At 72.9% G+C, this 26,482-nt stretch carries 23 protein-coding genes; 16 read left to right on the forward strand and 7 right to left on the reverse strand.

The window, feature by feature from the left end; translation table 11 throughout:
• Nucleotide 1: 1 nt before the first annotated feature.
• Complete coding sequence (locus J2X68_RS23885; RefSeq protein WP_310434595.1) at nt 2-2,041, reverse strand: bifunctional aldolase/short-chain dehydrogenase; 2,040 nt, start codon at nt 2,039-2,041, stop codon at nt 2-4.
• Between the two features lie 112 nt (nt 2,042-2,153).
• Entirely contained in the window at nt 2,154-3,314 is a 1,161-nt protein-coding gene (gene rhaI / locus J2X68_RS23890; protein WP_310434632.1) for an L-rhamnose isomerase, read from the reverse strand.
• Between the two features lie 261 nt (nt 3,315-3,575).
• Here rhaI and J2X68_RS23895 point away from each other — a divergent pair, with 261 nt between their 5' ends.
• The 10 genes from J2X68_RS23895 (at nt 3,576) to J2X68_RS23940 (ending at nt 14,355) form a co-directional block, all read left to right on the forward strand.
• Nucleotides 3,576-5,093: a sugar ABC transporter ATP-binding protein gene (locus J2X68_RS23895; protein ID WP_310434596.1), complete on the forward strand. Its 1,518-nt coding sequence runs from the start codon at nt 3,576-3,578 to the stop codon at nt 5,091-5,093.
• Entirely contained in the window at nt 5,090-6,184 is a 1,095-nt protein-coding gene (locus J2X68_RS23900) for an ABC transporter permease (RefSeq protein ID WP_310434597.1), read from the forward strand. Before J2X68_RS23895 ends, J2X68_RS23900 begins: the two co-directional genes overlap by 4 nt.
• Entirely contained in the window at nt 6,177-7,169 is a 993-nt protein-coding gene (locus tag J2X68_RS23905; protein WP_310434598.1) for an ABC transporter permease, read from the forward strand. The genes J2X68_RS23900 and J2X68_RS23905 overlap by 8 nt, the downstream gene beginning before the upstream one ends.
• 35 nt (nt 7,170-7,204) lie before the next feature.
• Nucleotides 7,205-8,287 carry a rhamnose ABC transporter substrate-binding protein gene (gene rhaS / locus J2X68_RS23910; RefSeq protein ID WP_310434599.1) on the forward strand — a complete coding sequence of 361 codons (1,083 nt, stop codon included), beginning with the start codon at nt 7,205-7,207 and terminating at the stop codon, nt 8,285-8,287.
• Nucleotides 8,288-8,327: 40 nt separating this feature from the next.
• Nucleotides 8,328-8,648 (forward strand): L-rhamnose mutarotase, encoded by a 321-nt coding sequence (locus tag J2X68_RS23915; RefSeq protein ID WP_020127639.1) that lies wholly within the window; start codon nt 8,328-8,330, stop codon nt 8,646-8,648.
• Nucleotides 8,649-8,722: 74 nt separating this feature from the next.
• The gene (locus J2X68_RS23920; RefSeq protein ID WP_310434600.1) at nt 8,723-10,147 is read left to right on the forward strand and encodes a BNR repeat-containing protein; all 1,425 of its coding nucleotides are present in this window, start codon (nt 8,723-8,725) and stop codon (nt 10,145-10,147) included.
• Between the two features lie 101 nt (nt 10,148-10,248).
• Nucleotides 10,249-11,277, forward strand: a complete 1,029-nt coding sequence (locus tag J2X68_RS23925; RefSeq protein WP_310434601.1) for a LacI family DNA-binding transcriptional regulator — start codon at nt 10,249-10,251, stop codon at nt 11,275-11,277.
• 147 nt (nt 11,278-11,424) lie between these two features.
• Nucleotides 11,425-12,726 carry an alpha/beta fold hydrolase gene (locus tag J2X68_RS23930; protein ID WP_310434602.1) on the forward strand — a complete coding sequence of 434 codons (1,302 nt, stop codon included), beginning with the start codon at nt 11,425-11,427 and terminating at the stop codon, nt 12,724-12,726.
• A 28-nt stretch (nt 12,727-12,754) separates the two neighbouring features.
• Nucleotides 12,755-13,498, forward strand: a complete 744-nt coding sequence (locus J2X68_RS23935) for a PIG-L deacetylase family protein (protein WP_310434603.1) — start codon at nt 12,755-12,757, stop codon at nt 13,496-13,498.
• Nucleotides 13,499-13,524: 26 nt separating this feature from the next.
• Nucleotides 13,525-14,355 carry a pentapeptide repeat-containing protein gene (locus tag J2X68_RS23940; RefSeq protein ID WP_310434604.1) on the forward strand — a complete coding sequence of 277 codons (831 nt, stop codon included), beginning with the start codon at nt 13,525-13,527 and terminating at the stop codon, nt 14,353-14,355.
• Here J2X68_RS23940 and J2X68_RS23945 read toward each other — a convergent pair.
• Nucleotides 14,317-15,849, reverse strand: a complete 1,533-nt coding sequence (locus J2X68_RS23945; protein WP_310434633.1) for a cytochrome P450 — start codon at nt 15,847-15,849, stop codon at nt 14,317-14,319. The two genes, J2X68_RS23940 and J2X68_RS23945, sit on opposite strands and share 39 nt — an antisense overlap.
• 182 nt (nt 15,850-16,031) lie before the next feature.
• Here J2X68_RS23945 and J2X68_RS23950 point away from each other — a divergent pair, with 182 nt between their 5' ends.
• Both J2X68_RS23950 and J2X68_RS23955 read left to right on the forward strand, forming a co-directional pair.
• The gene (locus J2X68_RS23950) at nt 16,032-16,643 is read left to right on the forward strand and encodes a TetR/AcrR family transcriptional regulator (RefSeq protein ID WP_310434605.1); all 612 of its coding nucleotides are present in this window, start codon (nt 16,032-16,034) and stop codon (nt 16,641-16,643) included.
• 133 nt (nt 16,644-16,776) lie between these two features.
• The gene (locus J2X68_RS23955) at nt 16,777-17,502 is read left to right on the forward strand and encodes a DUF2470 domain-containing protein (protein ID WP_310434606.1); all 726 of its coding nucleotides are present in this window, start codon (nt 16,777-16,779) and stop codon (nt 17,500-17,502) included.
• On the opposite strand, the gene J2X68_RS23960 is transcribed toward J2X68_RS23955, so the two are convergent.
• Together J2X68_RS23960 and J2X68_RS23965 are read right to left on the reverse strand one after the other, a co-directional pair.
• Nucleotides 17,470-18,738, reverse strand: coding sequence for a lactonase family protein (locus J2X68_RS23960; RefSeq protein WP_310434607.1), 1,269 nt, complete (start codon nt 18,736-18,738; stop codon nt 17,470-17,472). The two genes, J2X68_RS23955 and J2X68_RS23960, sit on opposite strands and share 33 nt — an antisense overlap.
• Before the next feature lie 346 nt (nt 18,739-19,084).
• Nucleotides 19,085-20,341 carry an FUSC family protein gene (locus tag J2X68_RS23965; RefSeq protein ID WP_310434608.1) on the reverse strand — a complete coding sequence of 419 codons (1,257 nt, stop codon included), beginning with the start codon at nt 20,339-20,341 and terminating at the stop codon, nt 19,085-19,087.
• A 179-nt stretch (nt 20,342-20,520) separates the two neighbouring features.
• Between J2X68_RS23965 and J2X68_RS23970 the strand changes: the two genes are divergently transcribed.
• Nucleotides 20,521-21,168, forward strand: a complete 648-nt coding sequence (locus tag J2X68_RS23970; RefSeq protein ID WP_310434609.1) for a TIGR03086 family metal-binding protein — start codon at nt 20,521-20,523, stop codon at nt 21,166-21,168.
• A gap of 98 nt (nt 21,169-21,266) precedes the next feature.
• Here the strand turns inward: J2X68_RS23970 and J2X68_RS23975 are convergent, their stop codons facing one another.
• Complete coding sequence (locus J2X68_RS23975; protein WP_310434610.1) at nt 21,267-21,866, reverse strand: HD domain-containing protein; 600 nt, start codon at nt 21,864-21,866, stop codon at nt 21,267-21,269.
• Between the two features lie 442 nt (nt 21,867-22,308).
• Between J2X68_RS23975 and J2X68_RS23980 the strand changes: the two genes are divergently transcribed.
• From J2X68_RS23980 to J2X68_RS23990, 3 genes are all read left to right on the forward strand, one after another.
• Complete coding sequence (locus J2X68_RS23980; protein WP_310434611.1) at nt 22,309-23,271, forward strand: aminoglycoside phosphotransferase family protein; 963 nt, start codon at nt 22,309-22,311, stop codon at nt 23,269-23,271.
• Between the two features lie 91 nt (nt 23,272-23,362).
• Nucleotides 23,363-24,655 (forward strand): ROK family protein, encoded by a 1,293-nt coding sequence (locus J2X68_RS23985; protein ID WP_310434612.1) that lies wholly within the window; start codon nt 23,363-23,365, stop codon nt 24,653-24,655.
• 251 nt (nt 24,656-24,906) lie between these two features.
• Complete coding sequence (locus J2X68_RS23990; RefSeq protein WP_310434613.1) at nt 24,907-25,173, forward strand: hypothetical protein; 267 nt, start codon at nt 24,907-24,909, stop codon at nt 25,171-25,173.
• Between the two features lie 44 nt (nt 25,174-25,217).
• Here J2X68_RS23990 and J2X68_RS23995 read toward each other — a convergent pair whose 3' ends face one another.
• On the reverse strand, nt 25,218-26,180 hold the full coding sequence (locus J2X68_RS23995; protein WP_310434614.1) for an SDR family NAD(P)-dependent oxidoreductase: 963 nt from the start codon (nt 26,178-26,180) through the stop codon (nt 25,218-25,220).
• Between the last annotated feature and the right edge of the window lie 302 nt (nt 26,181-26,482).

Here is a 26,482-nt window from a genome sequence, read left to right on the forward strand (position 1 = left end):
GTCACCGGAGGAACGCGGCCGCCACACCCGCGTCGACGGGGACGTGCAGTCCGGTGGTGTGGGTGAGCTCGCCGCCGGTGAGCGCGAACACCGCGTTCGCGACATGGTCCGGCAGCACCTCGCGCTTGAGGATGGTGCGCTGCGCGTAGAACTCGCCGAGCTTCTCCTCGTCGATGCCGTAGGTCGCGGCGCGCTGCGCGCCCCAGCCGCCCGCGAAGATGCCCGACCCGCGCACCACGCCGTCCGGGTTGACGCCGTTGACGCGGATGCCGTGCTCGCCCAGCTCTGCGGCCAGCAGGCGCACCTGGTGGGCCTGGTCGGCCTTGGTGGCGGAGTAGGCGATGTTGTTCGGGCCCGCGAAGACGGCGTTCTTCGACGCGATGTAGACGATGTCGCCGCCCAGCTCCTGCGCGATCATCACCCGCGCCGCCTCCCGCGAGACGAGGAACGATCCGCGGGCCATGATGTCGTGCTGGAGGTCCCAGTCGCGCGCCGACGTCTCCAGCAGCGGCTTGGAGATGGAGATCCCGGCGTTGTTGACGACGAGGTCGACGCCGCCGAAGGCGAGCACGGCCTCCCGGAAGGCGGCGGCGATCTGCTCCTCGGAGGTCACGTCGACGGTGACGGCGACGGCCTTGTCGGCCCCGCCGAGCTCCTCGGCCACGGCGGCCGCGTTCCCCGCGTCGAGGTCCGCGACGACGACACAGGCGCCCTCGGCGACCAGCCGCCGGGCGATGGCCTTGCCGATCCCGCTGCCGGCGCCCGTGACCAGGGCCACCCGGGTGGCCAGCGGCTTCGGCGCGGGCATCCGCTGGAGCTTGGCCTCCTCCAGGGCCCAGTACTCGATGCGGAACTTCTCCGACTCCTCGATCGGCGCGTACGAGGACACCGCTTCGGCGCCCCGCATGACGTTGATCGCGTTGACGTAGAACTCGCCGGCGACCCGCGCGGTCTGCTTGTCCTTGCCGAAGGAGAACATGCCCACGCCCGGGACCAGCACGATCGCCGGGTCGGCGCCGCGCAGGGCGGGGGAGTCGGCGTCGGCGTGCCGCCGGTAGTAGGCGGCGTACTCCTCGCGGTACTCGGCGTGCAGTTCCTTCAGCCGCGCGACCGCGTCCTCCACCGCGACGGTGGGCGGCAGGTCCAGGACCAGCGGCCGCACCTTGGTGCGCAGGAAGTGGTCGGGGCAGGAGGTGCCCAGCGCGGCGAGCCGCGGGTGTTCGGCCCGGGCCACGAAGTCGAGAACGGCCTCGGAGTCGGTGAAGTGCCCCACCTGGGGGCGGTCCTGGGAGGCGATGGCCCGCACGTAGGGCGCGAGCGCGGCGGCCCGCTCCCGCCGCTCGTCCCCGGGCAGCGCCGCGTAGCCGTCGAGGACCGGGCCGAACGGGTCGGCCTTCCCCTTCTCCGCGAGGAAGGCCTCGGCGGTCCGGATGATGTGCAGCGAGTTGCGCTCGCACTCCTCGGAGGTGTCGCCCCAGGCGGTGATCCCGTGGCCGCCGAGGACCACGCCGATCGCCTGCGGGTTGGCCGCCTTGATGGCGGCGATGTCGAGCCCCAGCTGGAAGCCGGGCCGCCGCCAGGGCACCCACGCGACGGTGTCGCCGAAGCACTCGGCCGTCAGCTTCTCCCCGTCGGCGGCGCAGGCCAGCGCGATCCCGGAGTCGGGGTGCAGGTGATCGACGTGGGCGGCGTCGACGAGACCGTGCATGGCCGTGTCGATCGAAGGCGCCGCTCCGCCCTTGCCGTGCAGGCAGTAGTCGAACGCGGCCACCATCTCGTCCTCGCGCTCGACGCCCGGGTAGACGTCGACGAGTCCCCGCAGCCGGTCCAGCCGCAGCACGGCGAGCCCGGCCCCGGTCAGGGTGCCCAGGTCGCCACCGGACCCCTTCACCCACATCAGCTCGACGTCCCCGCCGGTCACGGGGTCGGTGTCGGTGCCCTTGGCGGAGGTGTTGCCGCCGGCGTAGTTGGTGTTCCGGGGGTCGGCGCCGAGCCGGTGGGACCGGCCGAGGAGGGCGGCGGCTTCGGGGTGGGTGGTCATGCGGATTCCTTACTTCTCGAACGCGGGTGGGGGAGGCCCCCGGAAGGGGCGGGGCGGACCGCGCGACCGGCCACGACGGGCGCGGTCCGCGACAGACAGGTGAAGCGGGGGCCTACGCGCCCCAGCCGGCCTGCTCGCCGCCCACCCGCTCTGCGACGATCTTCTCCGCCCAGCCGGACGCCCGGTAGGCAGCCATGGGGTCGGGGTCCAGCCCCGACTCCTCCCGCACCTCACGCAGCAGCGGACGCACATCCGTGTTGTACGCGTCCATCACGACCGCGTTCGCCTCCAGCACGTCACCGGAGGCCTGGGCGGCGGCCAGCGCCGACCGGTCGACGAGCAGCGCCTTCGCCGTGGCCTCCTGCACGTTCATCACGGACCGGATGATCGCCGGGATCTTCGCCTCGATGTTGTGGCACTGGTCGAGCATGAACGCCACGTCGGAGGTGAACCCGCCGCCGCGCACGACCTCGTACATGATCCGGAACAGCTGGAACGGGTCGGCGGCACCCACCATGAGGTCGTCGTCCGCGTAGAACCGCGAGTTGAAGTCGAACCCGCCGAGCTTCCCCTCGCGCAGCAGCGTGGCGACGATGAACTCGATGTTGGTGCCGGGCGCGTGGTGCCCGGTGTCCACCACGACCTGCGCCTTGGGCCCGAGCTTCAGGCAGTGCGCGTACGCCGTGCCCCAGTCCGGCACGTCCGTGGAGTAGAACGCGGGCTCGAAGAACTTGTACTCCAGGAGCATCCGCTGCCCGTCCCCGAGCCGCTCGTACACCGCGGAGAGGCCCTCGGCGAGCCGGTCCTGCCGCCCCCGGAGGTCGTCCTGACCGGGATAGTTCGTGCCGTCGGCGAACCACAGCTTCAGATCGGCGGAACCCGTCGCGTCCATGATGTCGACGCACTCGAGCAGATGATCGAGAGCCTTGCGTCGCACCGCCGCGTCCGGATGGCAGATGCTGCCCAGCTTGTAGGCGTCGTCCTGGAAGGTGTTGGAGTTGATCGCCCCCAGCTTCACGCCGCGGTCCTCGGCATGTTTCGCAAGTGCGGAGTAGTCCTCCACCTTGTCCCACGGGATGTGCAGCGCCACGGTCGGGGCCGCGCCGGTGAACGCGTGCACCTGGGCGGCGTCGTCCACCTTCTCCTGCGGGGTGCGCGGGACACCCTGCTGGGCGAACACCTTGAAACGGGTGCCTGAGTTCCCGTACGCCCACGACGGCGTCTCGACGGCCTGGGTCTTGAGCGCGGCCTTCACCGCGGCGAGGTCGGTCACTTCGGGCTCCTGTGACATCGGTCCGGATCTCCTCCCGGATGAAACGATTCAGTAGGGGAAGCTATGAGGCCGCGAGGAGGGTGTCAAGCCCTCCGGCCTGCTTCGTTCTCCGTGACCGCCGCGTGACCTTCGGCTATCGAAAACTTTTCGAGACGTACCCATTGACGTGACATGGCCCGGATGCCTAACGTCCCGGCAATCCAGTTGAAACCTTTCACGACGCTGTGAGGGCCTGTCCCGGGCGTCGTCGAGGAGCCATCCATGACCCACCCGTCCGACGCGGGACCAGCCCCGGTGCTTGCGTTGAGGGACGTCGACAAGTCCTTCGGCGCCGTCCGCGCCCTGCGGGGCGTCTCCCTCGAACTGTTCCCCGGCGAGGTGCACGCCCTCGCCGGAGAGAACGGCGCGGGCAAGTCCACGCTCATCAAGACCCTCGCGGGAGTGCACCGACCCGACGCGGGTCGGGTGCTGCTCGACGGTGAGCCCGTCGTCTTCCACGGCCCGGGCGACGCCCGCGACGCCGGCATCGCCGTGATCTACCAGGAGCCCACGCTCTTCCCCGACCTCTCGATCGCCGAGAACATCTTCATGGGCCGCCAGCCCCGGCGCGCCCTCGGCCGCATCGACCACAAGGCCACCCACACGGCCACCGCCGCGCTGATGCGGCGCCTGGGCGTCGAGCTCGACCCCGACCGCCCGGCGCGCGGCCTGTCCATCGCGGACCAGCAGATCGTCGAGATCGCCAAGGCGCTCTCCTTCGACGCCCGGGTCCTGATCATGGACGAGCCGACCGCCGCCCTCACCGGCAGCGAGGTCGCCCGGCTGTTCGGCGTCGTGCGCACCCTGCGGGAGCAGGGCGCCGCGGTGCTGTTCATCTCGCACCGGCTGGAGGAGATCTTCGAGATCTGCCAGCGGGTGACCACCCTGCGCGACGGCGCGTGGATCGCCAGCGAACCCCTGGCGGGCATGACCGAGGACGACCTGGTCCGCCGGATGGTCGGCCGCGACCTCGACGAGCTCTACCCCAAGCAGGACGTGACGCCGGGCGAGGTCGCCCTGAGCGTGCGCCGACTGACCCGCGAGGGCGTCTTCACCGACGTCTCCTTCGAGGTCCGGCGCGGCGAGATCGTCGGCCTCGCCGGACTCGTGGGCGCCGGCCGCACGGAGGTCGCCCGGGCGGTCTTCGGCATCGACCGCTGGGACGCCGGGGAGGTCGCCGTGGACGGCCGCGCGCTGACCAACGGCGCGCCCTCCACCGCGATGGCGGCCGGCCTCGCGCTGGTCCCCGAGGACCGCCGGGCCCAGGGCCTGGTGATGGACATGTCCATCGAGCGCAACATCGGCCTGACCGGCCTGCGGACGACCGTGAAGGCCGGCCTGATGGACCGCGGCGCCGAGCGCAGCCGCTCCCTCGACTGGGCGGTCAAGCTCCAGGTGAAGTACGCCCGGATCGCCGACACCGTCAACACGCTGTCCGGCGGGAACCAGCAGAAGGTCGTCCTCGCCAAGTGGCTCGCCACCGGCCCCAAGGTGCTCATCGTCGACGAGCCCACCCGCGGCATCGACGTCGGCACCAAGGCCGAAGTGCACCGGCTGCTCAGCGAGTTGGCCGCGGACGGGGTCGCCGTCCTGATGATCTCCTCCGACCTGCCCGAGATCCTCGGCATGGCCGACCGCGTGCTGGTGATGCACGAGGGCCGGCTCGCCGCCGAGATCCCCCGCACCGAAGCCACCGAGGAAACCGTGATGGCCGCAGCCACCGGGAGGGCCGCCGCATGACGGTGACCACCTCCCCCGAGGCCCCCGTCGCCGAGGTGCCGAAGTCCAGCGGCACCCGGCTGGTCGACCGCGTCTTCAAGATGCGCGAACTCGCCATCCTGGTCGTGTTCCTGGTGATGATCGCCGTCACCCAGGCCGGCAACAGCGAGTTCCTGTCCGAGCAGGGCATCAAGGACCTGCTGCTGAACGCGACCATCCTGGTGCTGGTCGCCACCGGCCAGTCCCTGGTCGTCATCACCCGCAACGTCGACCTGTCGGTCGGCTCCACCCTCGGCATCAGCGCCTTCGCCGCCGGCACGTATCTGCACGGCGGCGGCAACCCGGTGATCGCGATCGTGCTGGCGATCCTGCTCGGCGTCGGCTTCGGGCTCCTCAACGGCCTGCTGGTCAGCCTCGGTCAGGTGCCCGCCCTGGTCGTCACCCTCGGCACGCTGTACATCATCCGCGGTATCGACTCCATCTGGGTCGGCTCCCGCCAGATCACTGCCGCCGACCTGCCCGGCTCCTTCGTGGACTTCGGCTCCGGCGGTCTGTCCGCGGTGCCGTGGCTGGCGCTCATCGCGCTCGCCGTGCTCGTCGCCACCGCGTACTACCTCAAGCACTTCGGCAGCGGCCGCGAGCTGTACGCGCTCGGCTCCAACCCGGAGGCCGCCCGGCTCGCCGGCATCCCGGTCCGCAAGCGGATCCTCGCCGCGTACACCTTCTGCGGCGGCCTCGCCGGCCTCGCCGGGGCGATGTACCTGGCCCGGTTCGGCAACGTCGACTCCGGGACCGGCAACGGCTACGAACTCACCGTCGTCAGCGCGGTCGTGGTCGGCGGCGTCGTGTTCACCGGCGGTTCCGGCAGCGTCTACGGCGCGGCCCTCGGCGCGCTGCTGCTCACCTCCATCAACAGCGTCCTGCCCGCGCTCGGCGTCAGCTCGGTCTGGGTGCTCGCCATCAACGGCGTGCTGCTCCTGCTGGCCATCGCGGTCGACCGGGTCGTCGCCCTGCGGGTGGCGTCCGCGCTGAAGAAGAAGTCGGCCGCGGCCAGGACCACCACCGCCCCCGAGAAGACCACCGTCAAGAAGGGAGACGCCGGCCATGCCTGAGTCGCTCACCCGCGCCGTCCGCTGGGACACGGTCGTCGGCGCCCTCCTGATCGTCCTGCTGCTGTTCTCGTTCTCCTTCGTGGACGGCTTCGGCAACGCCCTCAACCTGTCGTTCCTGATCGGCAACACCCTGCCCATCGCGCTCATCGCGCTGCCGATGACCCTGCTGGTGGTCTCCGGCGAGATCGACCTGTCCGTCGCCTCCACCGCCGGGCTGTCCGGCGCGGTGATGGGCGCCCTGTGGAACCAGGGCCTCACGATCGAGGCCATCATCCCGATCTGTCTGCTGCTCGGCGTGGTGTGCGGGCTGGTCAACGGCCTGCTCGTGACCCGCCTCGGGCTCCCGTCGCTCGCCGTCACCATCGGCACCATGGCCGCCTACCGGGGCATCGCGCAGATCGTGCTCGGCTCCGACGCGGTCACCGACTTCCCCACCCAGTACCTGGACTTCGCGGCCGGCCGGCTCGGGGACACCTTCCTCCCGCAGGCCCTCCTGCCCTTCGTCGTCCTGCTCGCGATCGCCGTGGTCGTCCTGCACGCCACCCCGTTCGGCCGCTCGCTGTTCGCGATCGGCGCCAGCGAGGAGGCCGCCCGGTTCGCCGGCATCCGGGTCAGGCGGCACAAGCTGATCCTGTTCACGGTGACCGGCCTGCTGGCCTCCCTCACCGGCATCTTCTGGGCCCTGCACTACGCCAGCGCCCGCTACGACAACGCCACCGGCCTCGAACTCTCCGTCATCGCGGCCGTCCTGCTCGGCGGCATCGACTTCGACGGCGGCAAGGGCACGCTCGGCGGCGCGATCGCCGGAGTCTTCCTGCTCGGCGCCGCGCAGAACGTGATGAGCCTCCAGGACGTCTCCGCCCAGTCGCAGATCGTCGTCACCGGCGTTCTGCTCGTCGTCTCCGTGCTCGGCCCCCGGGTCGCGCGCCAGATCGCCGTCGCACGGGCGGGCCGCAGAGCCACGGCCCCGACTCCGACGGCTTAACCCCGCTTCGCTCACCCTCGTAAAGGAACCCCGTGATGCGCAAGTCATCCCTCCGTCGTGCCTGTGCGGCCCTCGCCGCCGTCTCCTCCCTCGCGCTCGCCGCCACCGCCTGCGGCGGCACGACCAAGGAGGACGTGAAGAACGAGAGCACCGGCGCCGCCGCCTCGGCCGGCAAGGCCGACCCGAACGCGGCCACCAAGAAGGGCCTGACCGTCGGCTTCCTGCCCAAGCAGGTCAACAACCCCTACTTCACCAGCTCCGACAAGGGCGGCGAGGCGGCTCTGAAGGAACTGGGCTCCAGCTACAAGGAGGTCGGCACCAACAGCGGCACCGACACCTCCGGCCAGGTCTCCTACGTCAACACGCTGACCCAGCAGCAGGTCGACGCGATAGCCGTGTCGGCCCAGGACCCGGGTGCCCTGTGCACCGCGCTCAAGCAGGCCATGAGCAACAAGATCAAGGTCGTCACCTACGACTCGGACACCAACCCCGAGTGCCGCAACGCCTTCGTCTCGCAGGCTTCCGCCGAGGACCTGGGCCGTACCGAGGTGCAGCTGCTGGCCGAACAGATCGGCTACAAGGGCGAGATCGCGATTCTGTCCGCCGCGCAGACCGCGACGAACCAGAACACCTGGATCGACTTCATGAAGGACGAGCTGAAGGACGCCAAGTACAAGGACATCAAGCTCGTCAAGGTCGCGTACGGCGACGACGACGCCCAGAAGTCCTTCCAGCAGACCCAGGGCCTGCTCCAGGAGTACCCGAACCTGAAGGGGATCATCTCCCCGACCACCGTCGGCATCAAGGCGGCCGCCCAGTACCTGTCGGGCTCCAAGTACAAGGGCAAGGTCAAGCTGACCGGCCTCGGTACCCCGAACGACATGCGCACCTACGTCAAGAACGGCACCGTCGACGCCTTCGAGCTGTGGGACCCCGCGAAGCTCGGCGCGCTGGCCGCCCGGACGGCGGTGGCGCTGGTCTCGGGCCAGATCACCGGCGCGGAGGGGGAGACCTTCAAGGCCGGCGGCACCACGTACACCATCGGCAAGGACGGCGTGATCAGCCTCGGCAAGCCGACCGTGTTCGACGCCAAGAACATCGACCAGTTCAACTTCTAGTCGCCGGACACCTCAACCCCCCACGGAGGAGCGGTACGTCATGCAGCGCGTCTGTTTCCTGCTCAAGGTCCGACAGGACCGGCTCGCCGAGTACCGCGAACGCCATGCCGCCGTGTGGCCGGAGATGCTCGAAGCTCTCTCGGCCACCGGCTGGCACAACTACTCCCTGTTCCTGAGAGACGACGGCCTGCTCGTCGGCTATCTGGAGACGGAGGACTTCGCCGCCGCCCAGGCCGGCATGGAGGCCGCCGACGTCAACGCCCGGTGGCAGGCGGAGATGGCCCCGTTCTTCGAGTCGCTCGACGGAGCCCGGCCCGACGAGGCGATGAAGCCGCTCACCGAAGTGTTCCACCTCGCCTGACACCCCCGTCCCCCTCCGGTCCCCGCCGTGTTCCCCGCTGCCTCCCGCTCTCGCAGACGATGGAGTCCCCCGAGATGAGACGACGCACCCTGCTGGCCGGCGCCCTCCTCAGCGCCGCGGCGTCCCCCGTCCTCGCCGCCGGCACCGCCCGCGCCGCCGACCCCGGCCCCTCGGTCACCAGGAAGGCCACCACCCAACTCGACGCCACGGCCGTGTTCTTCGTGTCCTACGACGGCCTGGTCAACAACAACTCGTTCCAGAAGAACGGCCTGCTGACCTACAAGGGCTACCAGTACGCCGCCTGGTACACCTCGACCAAGAACGCGGTCGTCGCCCGTCGCGTCCTCGGCGGCACCACCTGGTCCACCGTCACCCTCCCGCACCAGCTCAAGGCGAGCGACTCGCACAACGTCATCTCCATGGGCGTCTCGAAGACGGACGGCCGTCTGCACCTCAACATGGACTCCCACAGCGACGGCTTCTTCTACGTGAAGTCGAACGCCGGACTCCTGGACAACCCGGCGGCGACCTCCTGGACGTCCTCCGTCTTCGGCGCCGTCCAGACCACCCTGGACGGCCTCGCGCTCACCACCCGGTTCACCTACCCGCAGTTCATCGCCACCCCCGAGGGCAGGCTCCAGCTCAGCTACCGGGTCGGCGTCTCCGGCGACGGCCGCAACGCCCTCGCGGAGTACGACGGTTCCACCTGGACGAACCTCGGCGAGTGGTCCAGCTCCACCGGCACCTACACCAGCGAGCACGGCACCTCGACCGCGCGCAACATGTACCTGCACGGCATGGACTACGGCGTCGACGGCCGACTGCACTCCTTCTTCACCTGGCGCGAGCAGAACGGCGCCGTGATGTGCTCCAGCGGCGGCATCACCAACCACGACACCGGTTACGTCCACTCCACCGACCGCGGCCGCACCTGGCTCAACGACGCGGGCGCCGTCGTCGGCACCACCGGCGGCTCCGACAAGGTCGCCGTCACGGACGTCGGACTCGTCGTGGACGCGCTCAACCCCGACCACTCCCTGATGAACCAGGAGAGCCAGGCCACCGACTCCGCAGGCCTCCCGCACGCGATCATCAGCTACGTCCCCGGCCGCTTCGGCCAGTGCACCACCGACTACGTCAGCGACCGCACCGCCAACGGCCGCGCGTTCCATCTGCGCAAGAACTCCTCCGGGAGCTGGCAGAAGACGGAGATACCCGTCGTCCTCGGCTCCAGCCAGCGCACCAAGCTGGTCCTGGACAGGTACGACAACGCGTACGCGATCTTCCCCTTCGGCCGGATCGCCGGCGCCTCCAAGGCGTCCGGCCACACGGACTGGACCGTGCTCTTCGACGGCAGCGGCCTCAACGCCTTCGGCGAGGTCGTGGTCGACGAACTGCGCGTCAAGGCCGACAACGTGCTGTCGTTCATGTACCAGGAGAAATCGAGCGGGACGACCCCCTCGGCGCTCCACGTCGTGGACTTCGCACTGCCCGCATGACCCTGATCCGACCCGAATCCGTACTCGGACAGGGGTGCGGCGAGTGACGGTAATGTGAAGGCCGTCCCGCCGTATCCCGTTCACCTGGAGGTCCCCGCCTGATGGCCCAGCCGGTGGGAATCAAGGACGTCGCACGTGCCGCCGGAGTCTCCGTCGGCACGGTGTCGAACGTCATCAACCGCCCGGACACCGTCGCCACCGAGACCCGGGCGCGCGTGCTGTCGGCGATAGACCGGCTCGGCTACGTGCGCAGCGAGTCCGCCCGGCAGCTGCGCGCGGGACGCAGCCGGATCATGGGGCTGCTCGTGCTCGACATGGGCAACCCCTTCTTCGTGGACGTCGCCCGCGGCGCCGAGCGGGCCGCCCGTGACGCGGGGCTCGGCGTGATGGTCTGCAACAGCGCCGAGAGCGCCGGCGAGGAGGCCGAGTACCTGTCGCTCTTCGCGGAGCAGCGGGTGCGGGGCGTGCTGCTCACCCCGGCCGACGCGACCGGCCGCAACATCGCCTCCTTCCGGCGGCACGGCATCCCCTTCGTCCTGGTCGACCGGGTCTCCGAGGGCACCACCGAGTGCTCGGTCTCGGTCGACGACGTGGCGGGCGGCGCGCTCGCCGTGCGGCATCTGATCGACGCCGGACACCGCTCGATCGCCTATGTCAGCGGCCCGCCCGGATTCACCCAGGTCCGCGACCGCCGCACCGGCGCCCTGAACGCGCTCGCCGAGGCGGGCCTCGGCCCGGAGTGCCTGCGCGAACTGCCCACCGAGCGGCTCGACGTGGCCGCCGGGCGGGACGCGGGCGCCCGTCTGCTCGGCCTGGCCGACCGCCCGACCGCCGTGTTCTGCGCCAACGACCTGCTCGCCCTCGGCGTGCTCCAGGCGATGTACGCGGCCGGGGTGAACGTCCCGGAGGACCTGGCCATCGTCGGCTACGACGACATCGAGTTCGCGGCCGCCGCGGCGGTCCCCCTCACCTCGGTCCGGCAGCCCGCCGTCACGATGGGCGCGCTGGCCGCCGAGATGCTGCTGGAGGAGACCGAGGAAGGCGAGGCGGGCGCCGGCCGGCACGAACACCGGCGGGTGGTGCTCCAGCCGGAGCTGGTGGTGCGCAGGTCCAGCCTCTCGGCACGCTGAGCTGGCGGCCCGGCGGCTGAGCGGCCGTTCAGTAGCGGTGCTGAGTGCCCGTTCAGTAGCTGTTCATGATCCCCCGGGCTCCTGCACCGCCCGGACATGTGCTCAACTGGGACGCGGCCCTTACACCGATCGTCCCGGGAGCCTCCCTTGTCCGTCAGCTATCGCCAGCCCGGCGTGGTCCTCACCGACCGCCGCTTCACCGTCCCCCTCGACCACGCCGACCCGGACGGCGAGACGATCGGGCTCTACGCCCGCGAGGTCGTGGCGAGCGAGAAGGCGGACCAGGACCTGCCGTGGCTGCTCTACCTGCAGGGCGGCCCCGGCTTCGGCGCCAACCGGTTCGTCGGCAGACCGGCCTGGCTCGGGCGCGCGCTGAAGGAGTACCGGGTCCTCCTCCTCGACCAGCGGGGCACCGGCCACTCCACCCCGGCCAACCGCCAGACCCTCCCGCTGCGCGGCGGCCCGGCCGAGCAGGCCGACTACCTGGCGCACTTCCGCGGCGACTCCATCGTCCGCGACTGCGAGCTGATCCGCCGCGAGGTCACCGGCGGCGCCCCCTGGACCGTCCTCGGCCAGAGCTTCGGCGGCTTCTGCACGGTCAGCTACCTGTCCCTGGCCCCCGAGGGACTGGCCGCCGCCCTGATCACCGGCGGCCTGCCCTCCCTAGACGGGCACGCCGACGACGTGTACCGCGCCGCCTACCCGCGCATGGAGCGCAAGGTCGCCGCGCACTACGCCCGCTACCCCCAGGACGTCGAGCGCGTCCGCCGGATCGCCGACCACCTCCTGCACCACGAGGTGACCCTCCCGAACGGCTACCGCCTCACCGTCGAGGCCTTCCAGACCCTCGGCATCCTGCTCGGCGGCGGCGAGGGCAGTCACCGTCTGCACCACCTCCTCGAGGAGGTCTTCGTCCCCACCCCGGACGGCCCGGCCCTGTCCGACGCCTTCCAGGAGGAGATGCAGGGCCTGCTCTCCTACGCCGGACACCCCCTCTACGCCCTGATCCACGAGGCGATCTACGGCCAGGACAGCCGCCCCACCGCCTGGGCCGCCGACCGGGTGCGCGCCGAGTTCCCGCAGTTCGACGCGGCGAAGACGCTCACCGGCGACGGACCGCTGCTCCTCACCGGCGAGACCGTCCACCCGTGGATGTTCGACATCGACCCCGCGCTGCGCCCGCTGCGCGAGACCGCCGAACTCCTCGCCGCCCGCACGGACTGGCCGCCCCTCTACGACCCGGCGCGCCTCGCCGCCAACGAGGTCCCGGTGGCCGCGGCGATCTACCACGACGACCTGTACGTCGACACCGCCGACTCCCTGCGCACCGCCCGCGCCATCCGCGGCCTGCGCACCTGGGTCACCGACGAGTTCGAGCACGACGGCGTCCGGGCCGGCGGCCCCCGCGTCCTGGACCGGCTGCTCGCCCTCGCCCGTGACGAGGCGTGACGGGCGCGTCACCGGTTAGTCTGCGGGCATGACCGAGCCGACGATCACACCGCTCCGGCCGATGCCCGAGGACTGGCGGCGCGCCCTGGCCGTGGTGGCACACCCGGACGACCTCGAATACGGGTGCTCCGCGGCCGTCGCCGCCTGGACCGACGCCGGCCGTGAGGTCGCCTACGTGCTGGCGACGCGGGGCGAGGCGGGCATCGACACCCTCGCGCCCGCGCAGTGCGGCCCGCTGCGCGAGCGCGAGCAGCGGGCCGGCGCCGCCGTGGTGGGCGTGTCCACGGTCGAGTTCCTGGACCACCGGGACGGCGTCGTCGAGTACGGTCCCGCCCTGCGCCGCGACATCGCCGCCGCGATCCGCCGGCACCGTCCCGAACTGGTGATCACCCTCAACCACCGCGACACCTGGGGCGGGGTCGCCTGGAACACCCCCGACCATGTGGCGGTCGGCCGGGCCACCCTGGACGCGGCCGGGGACGCGGGCAACCGCTGGATCTTCCCGGAACTCACCGAGCAGGGCCTGGAGCCCTGGAACGGCGTGCGCTGGGTCGCGGTGGCCGGCTCCGCGACCCCCACCCACGCCGTGGACGCGTCGGCGGGACTGGAGCGGGCGGTGGCCTCGCTGCTCGAACACCGCGCCTACATCGAGGCGCTGACCGACGAGGAGCCGGAAAGCTATGCGCGGGGCTTCCTGACCGGGGTGGCCGAGTCGGTGGGCGAACGGTTCGGCGGCCGCCCGGCGGTGGCGTTCGAGCTGTTCAACCGGTAGCCGGGCAGGTCAGTAGGCTGGGCGGCATGCAACACGAGACGGTGGACGGGACCGGACTGCGCGGCGACTGCGCGAACTGCTTCGGCCTGTGCTGCGTGGCCCTGCCCTTCGCCCGTTCCGCGGACTTCGCGATCGACAAGCCGGCGGGGAGGGAGTGCCCCAACCTCGGCGAGGACCATCGCTGCGGGATCCACGCGCGGCTGCGGCAGAGCGGCTTCACCGGCTGCACGGTCTACGACTGCTTCGGCGCCGGGCAGAAGGTCTCGCAGCACACCTTCGGCGGCCGGGACCGGCGCACGGGAGCGCCCGAGGACGCCCGCCTGATGTCCGAGGTCTTCCCGGTCGTCCGCCAGCTCCACGAACTCCTCTGGTATCTCACCGAGGCGCTCGGCCTCCCCGCCGCCCGGCCGATCCACGGCGATCTGCGCTCGGCCCTGGCGAGAACCGAGGAACTGACCCTGCTGTCCCCGGACGAGCTGATGGCCCTCGACGTCCCCGCGCACCGCCAGGACGTCAACCTGCTGCTGCTGAAGACCAGCGAACTGGCCCGGGCGGGTGTCCGCGGGCGCAAGAAGGACCGCCGGGGCGCCGACCTGGTGGGCGCCCGTCTCCGGGGCGCCGACCTGCGCGGCGCCGACCTGCGCGGCGCCTGTCTGATCGCCGCCGACCTGACCGGCGCGGATCTGCGCGGCGCGGACCTGATCGGCGCGGACCTGCGCGACACCGGCCTCGCCGACGCCGACCTGACCGGCGCCTTCTTCCTGACCCAGCCGCAGCTGAACGCGGCCCGGGGCAGCGCGGACACCAGGCTGCCGGAGTCAGTCACCCGTCCCGCGCACTGGACAGCGCGGCTCTGAGGACGCCGCCGTCGCGCACTCCTCGGCGACCGTCCCGCCGGACGGCCTCCCGGCCGCCGGCGGCGGGGTGCGCCGGACCAGGTGCAGCCGCAGGCCCTCCGGCATCAGCGTCAGCCGTTCCGTCACCCGGAGCCGGTACGCCGGGTCCGGCCGCAGTGCGTAGCGGCGCAGCAGCAGTCCGAGCACCAGAGTGGCCTCGTGCAGCGCGAACTGCCGTCCGATGCAGGCCCGTGCCCCGGTGCCGAACGGCTTGAAGGTGTGCGGGGCCCGCGCGCGTACGGCCGCCGCGTCGAAGCGGTCCGGGTCGAACCGTTCGGCGTCCGGCCCCCACGTCTCGGGGTCCCGGTGCAGCATGGCCGTCAGGATCAGCGCCCAGCCGCCCCGCCGCATCGGGTGCTCCCCGCCCAGCACCGTGTCCGCCCGGGCCTCGCGCGCGAAGGCGGGCGCCGTCGGCCACAGCCGCAGCGCCTCGTCGAGGACCCGGCGGACGTAACGCAGCTTCGCGACCTGCTCGTACCCGGGCACGGCCGTGTCCCCCCACACCCGGTCCACCTCGGCGCGGGCGCGGGCGGCGATCTCGGGGTGGAGGGACAGGTAGTGCAGGGCGAAGGAGAGCGCGCCCGAGGTGGTCTCGTGGCCGGCGACCAGGAAGGTGACGACCTGGCGCCGCACGTTCTGCGCCGACAGCCGTTCGCCCGTCGTCGGATGGGCGGTGTCGAGCATCCGGTCGAGCAGGTCGCCGTCCCCGCCACCGCCGTCGCGGCGGGCCCGCACCAGCCCGTCGACCGTGCGGTTCAGATAGGCGATGTCGGCCTCGTTGCGGCGGGCGGCCCGGCGCAGCAGGGCGGGGGAGGGCACGGTGTTGAGGCGCTGCGCGTAGCTGAGGGTGCCCACCATCGCCGTCACGAAGGGGTGCGGCCGGGCGCGCTCGAAGGACGCGAAGTCGTGTCCGAACCCGGTGCGGGCGATCGTCTCCAGGGTCAGTTTGGTCATGTCACCGGGCACGTCCACCGCCCGGCCCGCGGCGAGCTCCCGGTCCCAGTGGCCGGTGAGCCGGTCCGCCACGTCCAGCATCATCGGGTGGTAGGCCGCCATCGCCTCCCGGCTGAACCCGGGGGCCAGGACGTCGTGGGCCAGCTGCCAGTTCGGCTCGTGGTTGTACGCCGTGAACAGGGCGTCTCCGACGACCGGTCGCAGATTGGCGATGCCGAGCCCCACGTGCTTGGCGAACCGCGTCTCGTCCGCCATGTCGGCGGCCAGCCGGGAGCCCCACACGAACACGAACTCCCGGCCGAAGGCCTTGCGGCGGAAGATCGGGCCCAGCTGCCGGGCGTACCGCAGGGAGTCCTGGAGGGGAGTGCGCCGGCCGGCGCCCAGGACGTCGCCGAGGAGGGGGAGCCGGTGCGGCGGATGCGGTATGCGCTCCAGCTCGGGCCAGCCGGACTCCGCGCTGCGGAACCCCTTCGGGAGGGCGCCCCCCGCCCCGGGCGACATCGTCCCCGTCGCCGCCGGTGCGCCCGTCGTCCCCGCCGTTCCCGCGGCAGCCGTGGTCCCCTTCGTCTCCGCCATGACGCGATCTCCCTCGATGCAGCGGCAGGTTGAGCATGTTGTACGTGGGTTCAATAGCGGGCCCAGTCTGCTGCCGCTGTTGAACCGGCGTCAAGTAAAGTGCGGGGATGGCCGCGAACCAGGGGGAGCGCACCCGGCGCCGACTCAGCACCGAGGAGCGCAGGGAGCAGCTCCTGTCGGTCGGCGCGCGGCTGTTCTCGGAGAGCCCGTACGACGACGTGTGGATCGAGCAGGTCGCCGAGATCGCCGGGGTCTCCCGAGGCCTGCTGTACCACTATTTCCCCACCAAGCGGGACTTCTTCGCGGCGGTCGTGGAGCGCGAGAGCGAGCGGATGCTGCGCATGACGGCCGCGGTACCCGGCGTCCCCGTCCGGGAGCAGCTGGCGTCCGGCCTCGACACCTACCTGGCGTACGTGGCGGCCCACGCCCACGGCTACCGGGCCTTCCATCGTGCGGACGCCTCCGGCGACCAGGCCGTGCGGCTGGTCTACCGGCGGGCGCTCGCGGCGCAGGAGCGGCAGATCCTGGCGGCGCTCGGCGCCGATCCGGAGTTCGGCCCGGCCTTCGAGGAGCGCCCCGACGTGCGGCTGGCGGTGCGCGGCTGGCTGGCGTTCACCACGGCGGTCTGCCTGGAGTGGCTGCGCGGCGCGGATCTGTCGCGGGAGCAGGTGGGGGAGTTGTGCGCGCGGGCGCTGCTGGGGGTCATCGGCCCGGCGTGAACGCCGGCGGGGCGGTCGTGCCCTCGTTGCCGGGGTCCGTCGACCGGCCCCTGAACCCCAGGAGCGGCGTCGTGGTTGGCGAACGCTCCGATCTCCGATAGGTTAGGCAAGGCTTACCTAAGGAGGTTCTGGGATGGGTGACAGCCAAAGCTGGGCTGCCGTGCCTGCCGCCGCCGAGCGGGCCCGTTCGGTGCTCGCGGCGTCATGGTCCTGCGCGGTGACCGCCGACGGCGGGCGCGAGGAGTTCGTGGGCGCGCACACCGTCGACGAGGACGGCAGGGTGATCCTGCACGTGCCCGAGGACAGCGCCCTGCTCACGGCCGCGATCTGCGCGCCCCGCGGCGAGCCGTCCGCCGTGCTGGAGTTCGCGGACGTGGCGCCCGTCCCGGTACGCGGCCGGATCCGCGCCCGGCTCTGGCTGGCCGGCTGGTTCACCCCCGAGGACGGCCACCTCGCCTTCCACGCCACCCGCGTCGTGCTGAAGGAGACCACCGGCGCGGTCGTCGTCGGCCTCGACGAGTTCGCCGCCGCCCGGCCCGACCCGCTCGTCGGCGCCGAGGCGCACCTGCTCACCCATCTCGCCGACGCCCACCCCGACGCCGTGGAGCGGCTCACCCGGCTCGTCCGGCCGGACAGCCTGCACGGCGCCGTCCGCGTCCAGCCGCTCGCCGTCGACCGGCACGGACTGACGCTGCGCATCGAGCGCGCCCGTACCCACGGCGACGTCCGCCTGCCCTTCCACGCGCCCGCCGACGACGTCGGCCGGCTCACCGAGCGCATGCACGTCCTGCTCTCCCAGGCGGCGGCCGCCGCCTGCCCCCGAGCCCTACAGCGGCAGCGCGCAGACGGCGACGGGTGACGCGAACGGCTCGCCCGCGAGCCGCAGTCCGCCGTCGGCGCCGTCCACCCGGAAGACGCTGACCGTGCCGGAGCGCTGGTTGGCCGCGAACAGCAGGCCGCCGTCGGGCGAGAGGGCGATCTGCCGGGGGAAGTCGCCTTCCACCGGCACCGTGCCGAGCAGCCGGAGCCGGGCCCCGTCCGCCTCCACCGCGTAGCGGGCGAGGGTGTTGTCGCCGCGGTTGGCGAGGAAGGCGTACGCGCCGTCCGGCGTGACCGCGAGCTGCGCCGGGTAGTTGGTGTCCGCCTTCGCCCCCGTGGACTGCGGCCTCCCGATCGTCAGCCGCCCGCTCGACGGCTCGTACGCGCAGACCGCGACGGTGTCGTCCGCCTCGTCGGCGAGATAGGCGTACCGGCCGCCGGGATGGAAGGTGAGGTGCCGTGGCCCGGCGCCCGCCCGGGTGTGCGCCTGCGCGACCTCCGTGAGCGTCCCGGCCCGCTCGTCCAGCCGGTAGCTGTACACCGTGTCCGTGCCGAAGTCGACGGCGAGGACGTGTCCGCCGTCCGGAGCCGTGAGGAACTGGTGGGCGTGCGGCCCCTGCTGACCCGACCGGGGCGCCGGACGGCTGTGCGTCACCCGGTCCGTGCGCTCGCCCAGCGCCCCCGAGGCGGCGATCGGATGCACGGCCACGCTGCCCGAGCCGTAGTCGGCGCTCAGCAGCCACCGCCCGCCCGGATGGACCGACACGTGACAGGTGTGCGCCCCGCCCGTCGGCCTGCTGCCCAGCACCTTCCCGTCGGACAGCCGCACGGCGGTCACCGCGCCCGGCTCGCGTTCGTTCACCGCGTACAGCGTCGCGCCGTCCGGGTGCACCGCGAGGTACGACGGGTCCTGGACGCCGGTGATCGTGTCCCCGCCGGTGATGCCGCCCGAGGAGGGGTCGTACGAGGCGACCCCGATGCCCTTCCCGCCGTCCTCGGCGGAGGTGTAGGTGCCCAGGTAGAGGGGGCGGGGGCCCGCGGAGCCCCGCGAGGACTCCGGGGCGGCGGACGCCGAGGGCGAGGTCCGTCCGGGCGGCGCGGCCTGCGGTGAGTCCTGCGCCTTCGCCGGGCCGTCGTCGTCGCTGCCGCATCCCGCGAGGGCCGACGCGGCGGCCGCGCCGCCGACCACCCCGACGAAGCGGCGCCTGCTCCAGGATCCGCCGGGCCGCCCGGGCCGGGAGGGATCCCGGTGCGTCGCTTCCGTCCCACTGCCCATGCCCGCACCCCAGGTCGTCGTACGCCTCCGCCGTGACAGCCACCTTGACCCGGACCGGCCGCCGAACGCAAAGCGGACGCCCGGGCGCGGCGTCCGGACGGAGGCGCCGGGGCTCGGCGAGCGGCCGGGTGCGCGGAGGCGGGCGGTTGCCGGGGGTCCGGGCCGGCTGACGGCGGCTGCGGAGGGCGCCCACGGGCACGGCGCCCACGGGCACGCGCGCAGGGGCGGCGCCCACCGGGGGCCACACCCACCGGGGGCCACACCCACCGGGGGCGGCACCCACCGGGACGGCGCGCAGGAGCGGCACCCGGGGACGGCGCGCACGCCGACGCCGTCCGGGGCCGGCTCAGGAGGAGCGGCGGCCGAACCCCGTGCGATTGCGCCACAGCTCGTCCTGCACGCCCAGCCGCCTGCGCAGCTGGTTCAGCCAGGGCCTGCGCTCCCGCTGCTCCCGGCTGTTGCGGTCCAGTTCCTCCAGGAGACGGCGGGTGCGGTGCTCGGTGTCGAGCTCGTCGATGATGCGGGTGGCCTCGGTCAGCACCGCGCCGTGCAGCTGCCACTGGCGGGCGTCGTGCTGGAGCTGCTCCAGCAGCAGCTGGGCCAGCTTGTCGCGGGTGGCCGCGGCCTGCCGCAGCTCGGCGGTGAGCCGCTCCTCGGCGGCGTCCGCGTTGAGGCTGACGCTCGTGGTCACCAGTACCGCGAAGCTGACCACCGCGTCGGCGATCTCGGACAGCAGCCGCTCCACGACCTCGCCGGTCCCGGCCGGGAACAGCGGGTGCGGCTCACGCTCCTTGGCGAGATCGGTCAGGCTGCGGGCGAACACGCGCAGCACGACGGTGCAGATCTCCAGCGTGTCCAGACCGGTGCGCAGCACCACCCGGTGCAGCAGCCCCTCGCGCACGCGCGGATTGAACCGCAGGCTGTCCTCGGCCTGCCGCAGGGCCGCGTCCACCTCGACGATGTCGTGGTCCAGGCGACGCGCCTCGTGCAGCCGCGCCGCCGCCTGCTCCACCGGGGTACGGCCCGACGCCTCCTCGCCGATGCGCAGCATCAGCTGGCGCAGCCGCCGGGCCAGCCCCTCGATCGACTCACCCGCCTCCTCCACCCACACCGGAGGCGGCAGCAGCAGATTGCAGCCGAGCCCGACGAACGCGCCGATCAGCGTCTCCACCACGCGCGCCCACGCCGTGTCCCCGACGGTGGTCACGCCCAGCACCAGCATGGCGCTGATCGCCACTTCGGGGACGTACTCGTCGACCCGCACCAGGTGCCCCACCGCCAAGGAGGACACGATCAGCAGCGCGAGGCTCCACCAGGTCAGACCCACCAGGAGACTGAAGGCGATGGCCACGAGCACGCCGGCCACCACGGCGTTCACCCGGCGGATCCCGTTGGTGAGCGTCGCGTACAGGGTGACCTGGACGACGAGCAGGGCGGTCAGGGGCGCGGTGAGGGGCAGTGCCTCGGGGCTCAGGCGCAGAGCGATGACATAGGCGATCGTCGCCGCGGTGGCGGACCGCACCGCCTGGACGACGACGGGTTCCCGGTGGCGCTGTACCAATCGGACGAGCGGTGCCGCTCGCTCACGTACTTCTTCTTGCATCGACAGTCCCGTTCCCCGTACCCCGCGACCTTGAACGTTTCTTCATCACCTCGCGACACACGACGCCGACCGCTGCGTCGATCGGCCGCATCGAGGACGGTGGCTGTCCGCAAGCGGGCCTAGGTTGGTCTCGTCAGCCGGGGAACGCACCGGGCACGGCGAACGGAGGGGGAGACTCCATGGTGGACAGGGCGGCCGCGGGGGACGAGGCGGTCACGGGCCGCGGGACCGGCGGGGCGGACACGCCGGGCATCGAGGTCCTCACGAGGGCGCACGCCTACCTGCGGGAGGTGGTCGCGGCGGTCGGCGACGAGCAGTGGGGCGCAGCGACGCCGTGCGACGCGTGGACGGTGCGCCAGGTGTTCCACCACGCCCGCATCGACCAGCAGGGCTACGGTCTCGCGCTCACCGGAGGCCGGCCCGGCAGCGATCCGTTCCACCCGGCCGACGCGCTCGACGGCGACCCGTCGGCCGAGCTGGCCGAGGTGCTGGACGCGGTGGCCGAGGCGTACGCCGGGCTGCCCGCGGACACCGGGCAGGTGCCGACGCCGCTGGGCCCGCTGCCGCTGCCCCTCGCGATCGGGGCCGCCGCGATGGACGCGGCCGTGCACGCCTGGGACATCGCGGTGGCCACCGGCCAGGACCGTCCGCTCCCGGCCGAGGCGGCCGAGGGGATCGGGCCGGCGGCGGAACACCTGGTGGACCGGCTGCGCGACTCCTTCAAGGTCTTCGCCCCGGCGCGGGAGACCCCGGACGCCCACGACCGGTCGGCGACGCTGCTGGCCTTCCTCGGCCGCGACCCGCACTGGTCCCCGCCCGTGTCCTGAGCCGGACGGCGGGCCGGCCGGCCACCCCGCCGCGCACGCCTACGGACACGCCTACGCGTCGACGACCGGCGCGCACCACGGCGTCCCGCCCGGCCCCCTCACCCCTGGACGGGATGCGCCGCCTGCCAGGCCAGCCGCAGGTCCGCGCCCTCGCCGAGGCCGGTGAGGAACGCGTCGAGGTCCAGGAACTCCTGCCAGACGGGCCGCCCGCCCGCGCGCGACAGCTCGGCCACCACCAGGTCCTCCAGGTCGGCCACCCGCTTGTTCTTCCACACCTTGTCGGCCAGGCTCACCAGCAGATCCTCCACGGCCACGCCCGGCGCCCCCCAGGAGGCGTGCGTCCCGGCGAACCGCGCCGCGTCGGGGCGCACCCCGTGGGCCAGCAGCAGCTCCCGTCCGGCCCGCTCGTGACGGTCGCCGGGGCCGGACAGCTCACCGGGGTGCAGGGTCTTGCCGATGTCGTGCGTGGCCGCACCGAACAGCACGGCCTCCCGGTCCACGGCCAGCGCCGGGCAGTGCCGCCCGACCCAGTCGACGATCCGGTCCGCGACATCGTGGACGGCCCGCAGATGAGCCACCAGCCGGGGCGGCGCACCGACCTCGTCCAGGAGTCTCGCCACCTCCCCGGGCAGCGGGCGCAGCACAGGGTCCGAGGTCTCGTCCAGGGCGATGGACAGCACGGTCGGGACGGAGGTCATCCGACCAGCCTAATGACCGTCGCCGGCAGCCGGACGGGATGAGGCTGGATCGCGTACGTCCTTTCAGCGAGAGGCAGTTGTCGCGCCATGCCTCCGACCGCATTGCTCCGGCACACCACCGGCACCGTGTCACACTCCCACGCACCGGCGTCCCCCTCGTCGACATCACCACCACCGGCCCCGGCCGGACCCCCTCCAGCAGGCCATGGAACTGACGCGGGAGCACGGGCCGCTGCTCGTAGGCCGGTTGCACGGGCGGGACGCACTCGTCGTCGCCCCCGCCCCGTCATGATCGCCGACCTCGCCGAGGAGCGGCGTCCCGCCACGACGGCCCCGGGTGTCCGGGAGGCGTTCCGTACCCTGTACCGGGACCGGTCGCGGACGGCCGCTGTGTGCAGGACGTCTGCGCGGCCGGGTGACCGGGAAGGAAGGAACGGGCGGGGTGACGGATTCCTGGGAGCGTGCCCGGAGCGTCCTGGAGACGGCGGGCATCCCGCCAGGCCGGCTGGCCCAGGTGGCGCCGCTCGGCGGCGGCACGTACAACACCGTCGAGGAACTGCGCCTGACGGACGGCGCTCACTACGTGCTGAAGGTCGCGCCCACGGCGCCGGGCCTGAGCCACGAGAGCCGACTGCTGTGCGCGGAGGCGGAGTTCTGCCGCGGCGCTGCCCGGGCGGACGTCCCGGCGCCGCGGGTCGTGGCCCTCGACGGTCAGTGGCTGCTGATGACGGTGTGCCCGGGCGATACCTGGAACGGATCTCCGCCGTCCGCCGAACAGGACGACCTGCGCCGGGAGTTGGGCGGTCATGTCGCCCGGCTGCACCGGGTGACCGGGCCGGGCTTCGGCTACCCCTCCGGCGTCTTCGGTCCGCTCGCCGCCGACTGGCGCACGGCGTTCACGGCGATGTTCGACGCTCTCCTCGCCGACGCCCGCGCCTACGGCGCCCGGCTGCCCCGCCCCGCCGACGAGGTGGCCGCCGTCGCGCGGGCCGGGTTCGACGCCCTGGACGAGGTGACCGTCGCCCGCCTCGTCCACTTCGACCTGTGGCCGGGCAACATCCTGGTCGACCGGGCCGGCGGGGAGCCCCGGATCGGGGGCCTCGTCGACGGCGAGCGGATGTTCTGGGGCGACCCGCTCGCGGACTTCGTCTCCCTGGCGCTGCTCGGGGACATCCGGCGGGACGAGCCGTTCCTGGAGGGCTATCGCGGGGCCGGAGGCCGGGCCGTGTTCGACCGCTCCGCCCGGCTGCGTCTCGCCCTGTACCGCGCCTACCTCTACCTGATCATGCTGGTCGAGACGGTTCCGCGGGCCTACGGCGCGGATCACGACCGCTGGCTGCGTGAGGCGGTCGCACCGGAGCTCCTCAGGGCGCTGGACGAGATCGGATCCGGGGGCGTCTCTTAGCTCACATCGTGAACTAAGGGTTGGAGGAATGTCGCGTGCCGCCGCCCACAAGGGTATGTTGCAGGTCGGGCAGGGTGTGAAGGGGAGCGACATGACGGGGCGGAACGGGCGCACGGTACGCGACCTGAGGCGGGCCAACCGCACGGCGGTGCTGCAACGGCTCTACTTCGACGGGCCCCTCAGCCGCTTCGAGCTGGGCCCGACCACCGGCCTGAGCTCGGGCTCGGTCAGCAACGTGGTCGCCGACCTGGTCGCGGACGGGCTGGTCGAGGAGGCCGGCAGCGTCGACTCCGACGGCGGCAGGCCCCGCATCCTGCTGCGCGTCGTCCCCGGCAGTGGACACATGATCGGCGTGGACGTCGGCGAGACCCGGGTGCGGATCGAGCTGTTCGACCTGACCCTCACCGAACTCGCGCGGGTGGAAAGGCCGTTGGAGCAGCGGCGGTACGAGGTCGACGGGATCGTCGGGCACATCGGGGACGGCGTCGCCGAGGTGCTGGACGCCGCCGGCATCCGCCCGGAACAGCTGCTCGGGGTCGGCATCGGCGTCCCGGGCATCATCGAGCACACCCCGGAGCGCGGCGCCGTCGTGCACGGCCAGACGATCGGCTGGGACGCCGTCCCGCTGGAGGCGCTGCTGCGGGAAAGCTCCCTGCTCCCCGAGACGGTGCCGTACTTCATCGACAACGGGGCCAAGACCCTCGGCCAGGCCGAGATGTGGTTCGGCGGCGGCCGGGGCGCGCACAACGCGGTCGTCGTCCTCTTCGGCTCGGGCGTCGGCGCCTGTCTCGTCACGCCCGAGGTGGAACACGGGCGGGCCGTCGAATGGGGGCATCTGACCGTCCGGGTGCGGGGCCGCCGCTGCCGGTGCGGCGCCCTCGGCTGTCTGGAGGCGTACGCGGGCGCCGAGGCGCTGCTCGAACGCTGGCGGGAGCAGGGGGGCCGGCCGCCGCAGGGCGCGGACGAGGAGAGCGCGCTGACGGCCATGCTCGGCGCCGCCTATCCGCTGGACGGCGCCGTGGCACCCGACCCCGTGGCGCTCGAGGTGCTGGAGGAGACGGCCGAGTACCTCGGCGCCGGCCTCTCCGACCTGATCAACCTCTTCCAGCCCGAGCGCATCCTCATCGGCGGCTGGGCCGGACTCCAGCTCGGCGCCCGCTTCCTGCCCGCCGTGCGCCGCCACGCCACCGCGTACGCGTTGCGTCACCCCGCGCAGAAGGTCACCGTCGAGCTCGGGCGGCTGGGCCCCGACGCGGTCACCGTCGGCGCAGCGATCCTCCCGCTCGCCGACTTCTTCGCCCGCGGCGGCCGACGCCCCGAGCCCATCCCCGCCGGCCCGGCCCCCGCCTGGCGCACGGTGCTGGAGGAACGCGCCCCCCGCTGAACCCGCGCCCCCGCTGAACCCGCGCCGCCCGCACTCCGCGTCCGGCCGCGCCGCCACCGCACGGACCGGCGGATGCCCGGCGGGCGCACCGGGACGCCCCGGCACGGTCTCCACCCCGGTCCTGCCTCCACGCCCGGCTTCGGCGCCGGGTTTCGCCGATGACCGGGGAGGTACTCGCCTCCTCGCCCGGGCGATCGTCGTCCGGCGAAGTCGCCCGCGTCCTCGTGGCGCGGCACCGAAGGGAGAACGTCGTGTCCGCACAGCGCCCCGAAGGCCCCGGCGAGAACGGCGCGCCGATCCCGCGTGATCTGCCCGACCAGCAGGCCGACGGGGGAGAGGACCGCTGGGACGTCGGCGGCCCCGACCCGGAATCCGGCCGGTCCGACGAGTCCGGCGACTCCGCGCAGAGCGCCCCGGACGTCCCCGACACCGACGAGGCGGGCACCGGCCGCCAGGGCGCGCCCCACGCGGAACGCGGTCAGTCCGACCACCCGGTGCCCGAGGAGCCGTCCGCCTGACGAGCACGTGTCCGCGGCCGTCCGCGGACTGACCCGGCGTCCGGCTACGCGAACGCGTTCACGCCGGTCAGCCGTGCCGACAGCGCCCACAGCCGGGCCGCCTGCTCCGGGTCCGTCGCCCAGTCCTTGACGCCGACCCGCTCGCCGTCCGCCGGGGCGGGCTCGGCGATGTCGCAGTCCTCGAGGTAGACGCCGCCCCTCCCGGCCAGCTGCGGCGAGGTCGCCGCCCACACCTGGGTGGCCGCGCCCTGCTGCGGGGTCTTGAAGCCCTCGACGTCGAGCACGTTCCCGTCCTCGTCGATCCAGCCGCGGTCCACCATCTCCTGCTTCGGCAGATGCCGCTGCAGGGGCGTGAGGATGCCGCCGGGGTGCAGGGAGAACGCGCGGACGCCCCGGTCCCGGGCCAGCCGGTCGAGGTGCCCGGCGAACAGCACGTTCGCGGTCTTGGCCTGGCCGTACGCCTCCCACTTGTCGTAGCCGTCGCGCCAGTGGACGTCGTCCCAGCGCATCCCCGAGAAGTGGTGGCCGCGCGAGGACACGGAGACGATCCGGGCGCCGCCGCGCTCGATCGCCGGCCAGAGCCGGTTGGCGAGAGCGAAGTGGCCGAGGTGGTTCGTGGCGAACTGGGCCTCCCAGCCGGGGCCGACCCGGGTCTGCGGGCAGGCCATGATCCCGGCGCTGCCGATGAGGAGGTCGATGGCCCGGCCGGAGGCGAGGAACCGGTCGGCGAAGGCGCGCACGCTCTCCAGGTCGCCGAGGTCGAGGGTGTCCGTCTCCACGCCGTCGAGCCCGGCGAGGTTCTCGCGGGCGGTGTCCGGGCGGCGCGCGGGAACGACGACCCGGGCCCCCGCCCTGGCCAGCGCGCGGGTGGTCTCCAGACCGAGGCCGGAGTATCCGCCGGTGACGACGGCCAGCCTCCCGGTGAGATCGATGCCCCGCAGGACGTCGTCGGCGGTGCTCGTGGCGCCGAAGCCCGAGCCGATCTTGTGCTGTGCGGTGTCGCTCATGTCCCGCACGCTACGGATCGGAGTGCGCTCGAAGTCAAGCGCGCCGGTGCGGGCGGCGGAGCCGCGGGGGTCCGGCGGCGCGGGGGTCCGGCGGTCCGGACAGGGGAAAGCCCCGACCGGACGGGGGAATCATGGTCGGGGCGGTACGGGTGTGGGCGCGGACGGCGGTCGCCTCTCGGCGAAAGGCTCCACAGGGCTTCAGCCGGACGATCGTCCCTGTGGGCGGAAGGTGAGGCCCGGGGACACTGTCCCGTCCACACCCACGAGTTGTTCAACGGAGAACTTCTTGTGGGTGTTCCCGG

Origin of the sequence: Streptomyces sp. 3330, from assembly GCF_031456635.1 — a bacterium.
Taxonomy (GTDB): Bacteria; Actinomycetota; Actinomycetes; order Streptomycetales; family Streptomycetaceae; genus Streptomyces.

Bases quoted from the DNA above. Each gene is read 5' to 3' on its own strand.
- J2X68_RS23995 (WP_310434614.1), bottom strand. From the start codon at position 26,180: ATGAGCGACACCGCACAGCACAAGATCGGCTCGGGCTTCGGCGCCACG.
- J2X68_RS23915 (WP_020127639.1), top strand. From the start codon at position 8,328: ATGCAGCGCGTCTGTTTCCTGCTCAAGGTCCGACAGGACCGGCTCGCC.
- J2X68_RS23965 (WP_310434608.1), bottom strand. From the start codon at position 20,341: ATGCAAGAAGAAGTACGTGAGCGAGCGGCACCGCTCGTCCGATTGGTA.
- J2X68_RS23905 (WP_310434598.1), top strand. From the start codon at position 6,177: ATGCCTGAGTCGCTCACCCGCGCCGTCCGCTGGGACACGGTCGTCGGC.
- J2X68_RS23945 (WP_310434633.1), bottom strand. From the start codon at position 15,849: ATGTCGCCCGGGGCGGGGGGCGCCCTCCCGAAGGGGTTCCGCAGCGCG.
- J2X68_RS23960 (WP_310434607.1), bottom strand. From the start codon at position 18,738: ATGGGCAGTGGGACGGAAGCGACGCACCGGGATCCCTCCCGGCCCGGG.
- rhaS (WP_310434599.1), top strand. From the start codon at position 7,205: ATGCGCAAGTCATCCCTCCGTCGTGCCTGTGCGGCCCTCGCCGCCGTC.
- J2X68_RS23935 (WP_310434603.1), top strand. From the start codon at position 12,755: ATGACCGAGCCGACGATCACACCGCTCCGGCCGATGCCCGAGGACTGG.
- J2X68_RS23900 (WP_310434597.1), top strand. From the start codon at position 5,090: ATGACGGTGACCACCTCCCCCGAGGCCCCCGTCGCCGAGGTGCCGAAG.
- J2X68_RS23895 (WP_310434596.1), top strand. From the start codon at position 3,576: ATGACCCACCCGTCCGACGCGGGACCAGCCCCGGTGCTTGCGTTGAGG.
- J2X68_RS23925 (WP_310434601.1), top strand. From the start codon at position 10,249: ATGGCCCAGCCGGTGGGAATCAAGGACGTCGCACGTGCCGCCGGAGTC.
- J2X68_RS23950 (WP_310434605.1), top strand. From the start codon at position 16,032: ATGGCCGCGAACCAGGGGGAGCGCACCCGGCGCCGACTCAGCACCGAG.
- J2X68_RS23970 (WP_310434609.1), top strand. From the start codon at position 20,521: ATGGTGGACAGGGCGGCCGCGGGGGACGAGGCGGTCACGGGCCGCGGG.
- J2X68_RS23940 (WP_310434604.1), top strand. From the start codon at position 13,525: ATGCAACACGAGACGGTGGACGGGACCGGACTGCGCGGCGACTGCGCG.
- J2X68_RS23885 (WP_310434595.1), bottom strand. From the start codon at position 2,041: ATGACCACCCACCCCGAAGCCGCCGCCCTCCTCGGCCGGTCCCACCGG.
- J2X68_RS23985 (WP_310434612.1), top strand. From the start codon at position 23,363: ATGACGGGGCGGAACGGGCGCACGGTACGCGACCTGAGGCGGGCCAAC.
- J2X68_RS23920 (WP_310434600.1), top strand. From the start codon at position 8,723: ATGAGACGACGCACCCTGCTGGCCGGCGCCCTCCTCAGCGCCGCGGCG.
- J2X68_RS23955 (WP_310434606.1), top strand. From the start codon at position 16,777: ATGGGTGACAGCCAAAGCTGGGCTGCCGTGCCTGCCGCCGCCGAGCGG.
- J2X68_RS23975 (WP_310434610.1), bottom strand. From the start codon at position 21,866: ATGACCTCCGTCCCGACCGTGCTGTCCATCGCCCTGGACGAGACCTCG.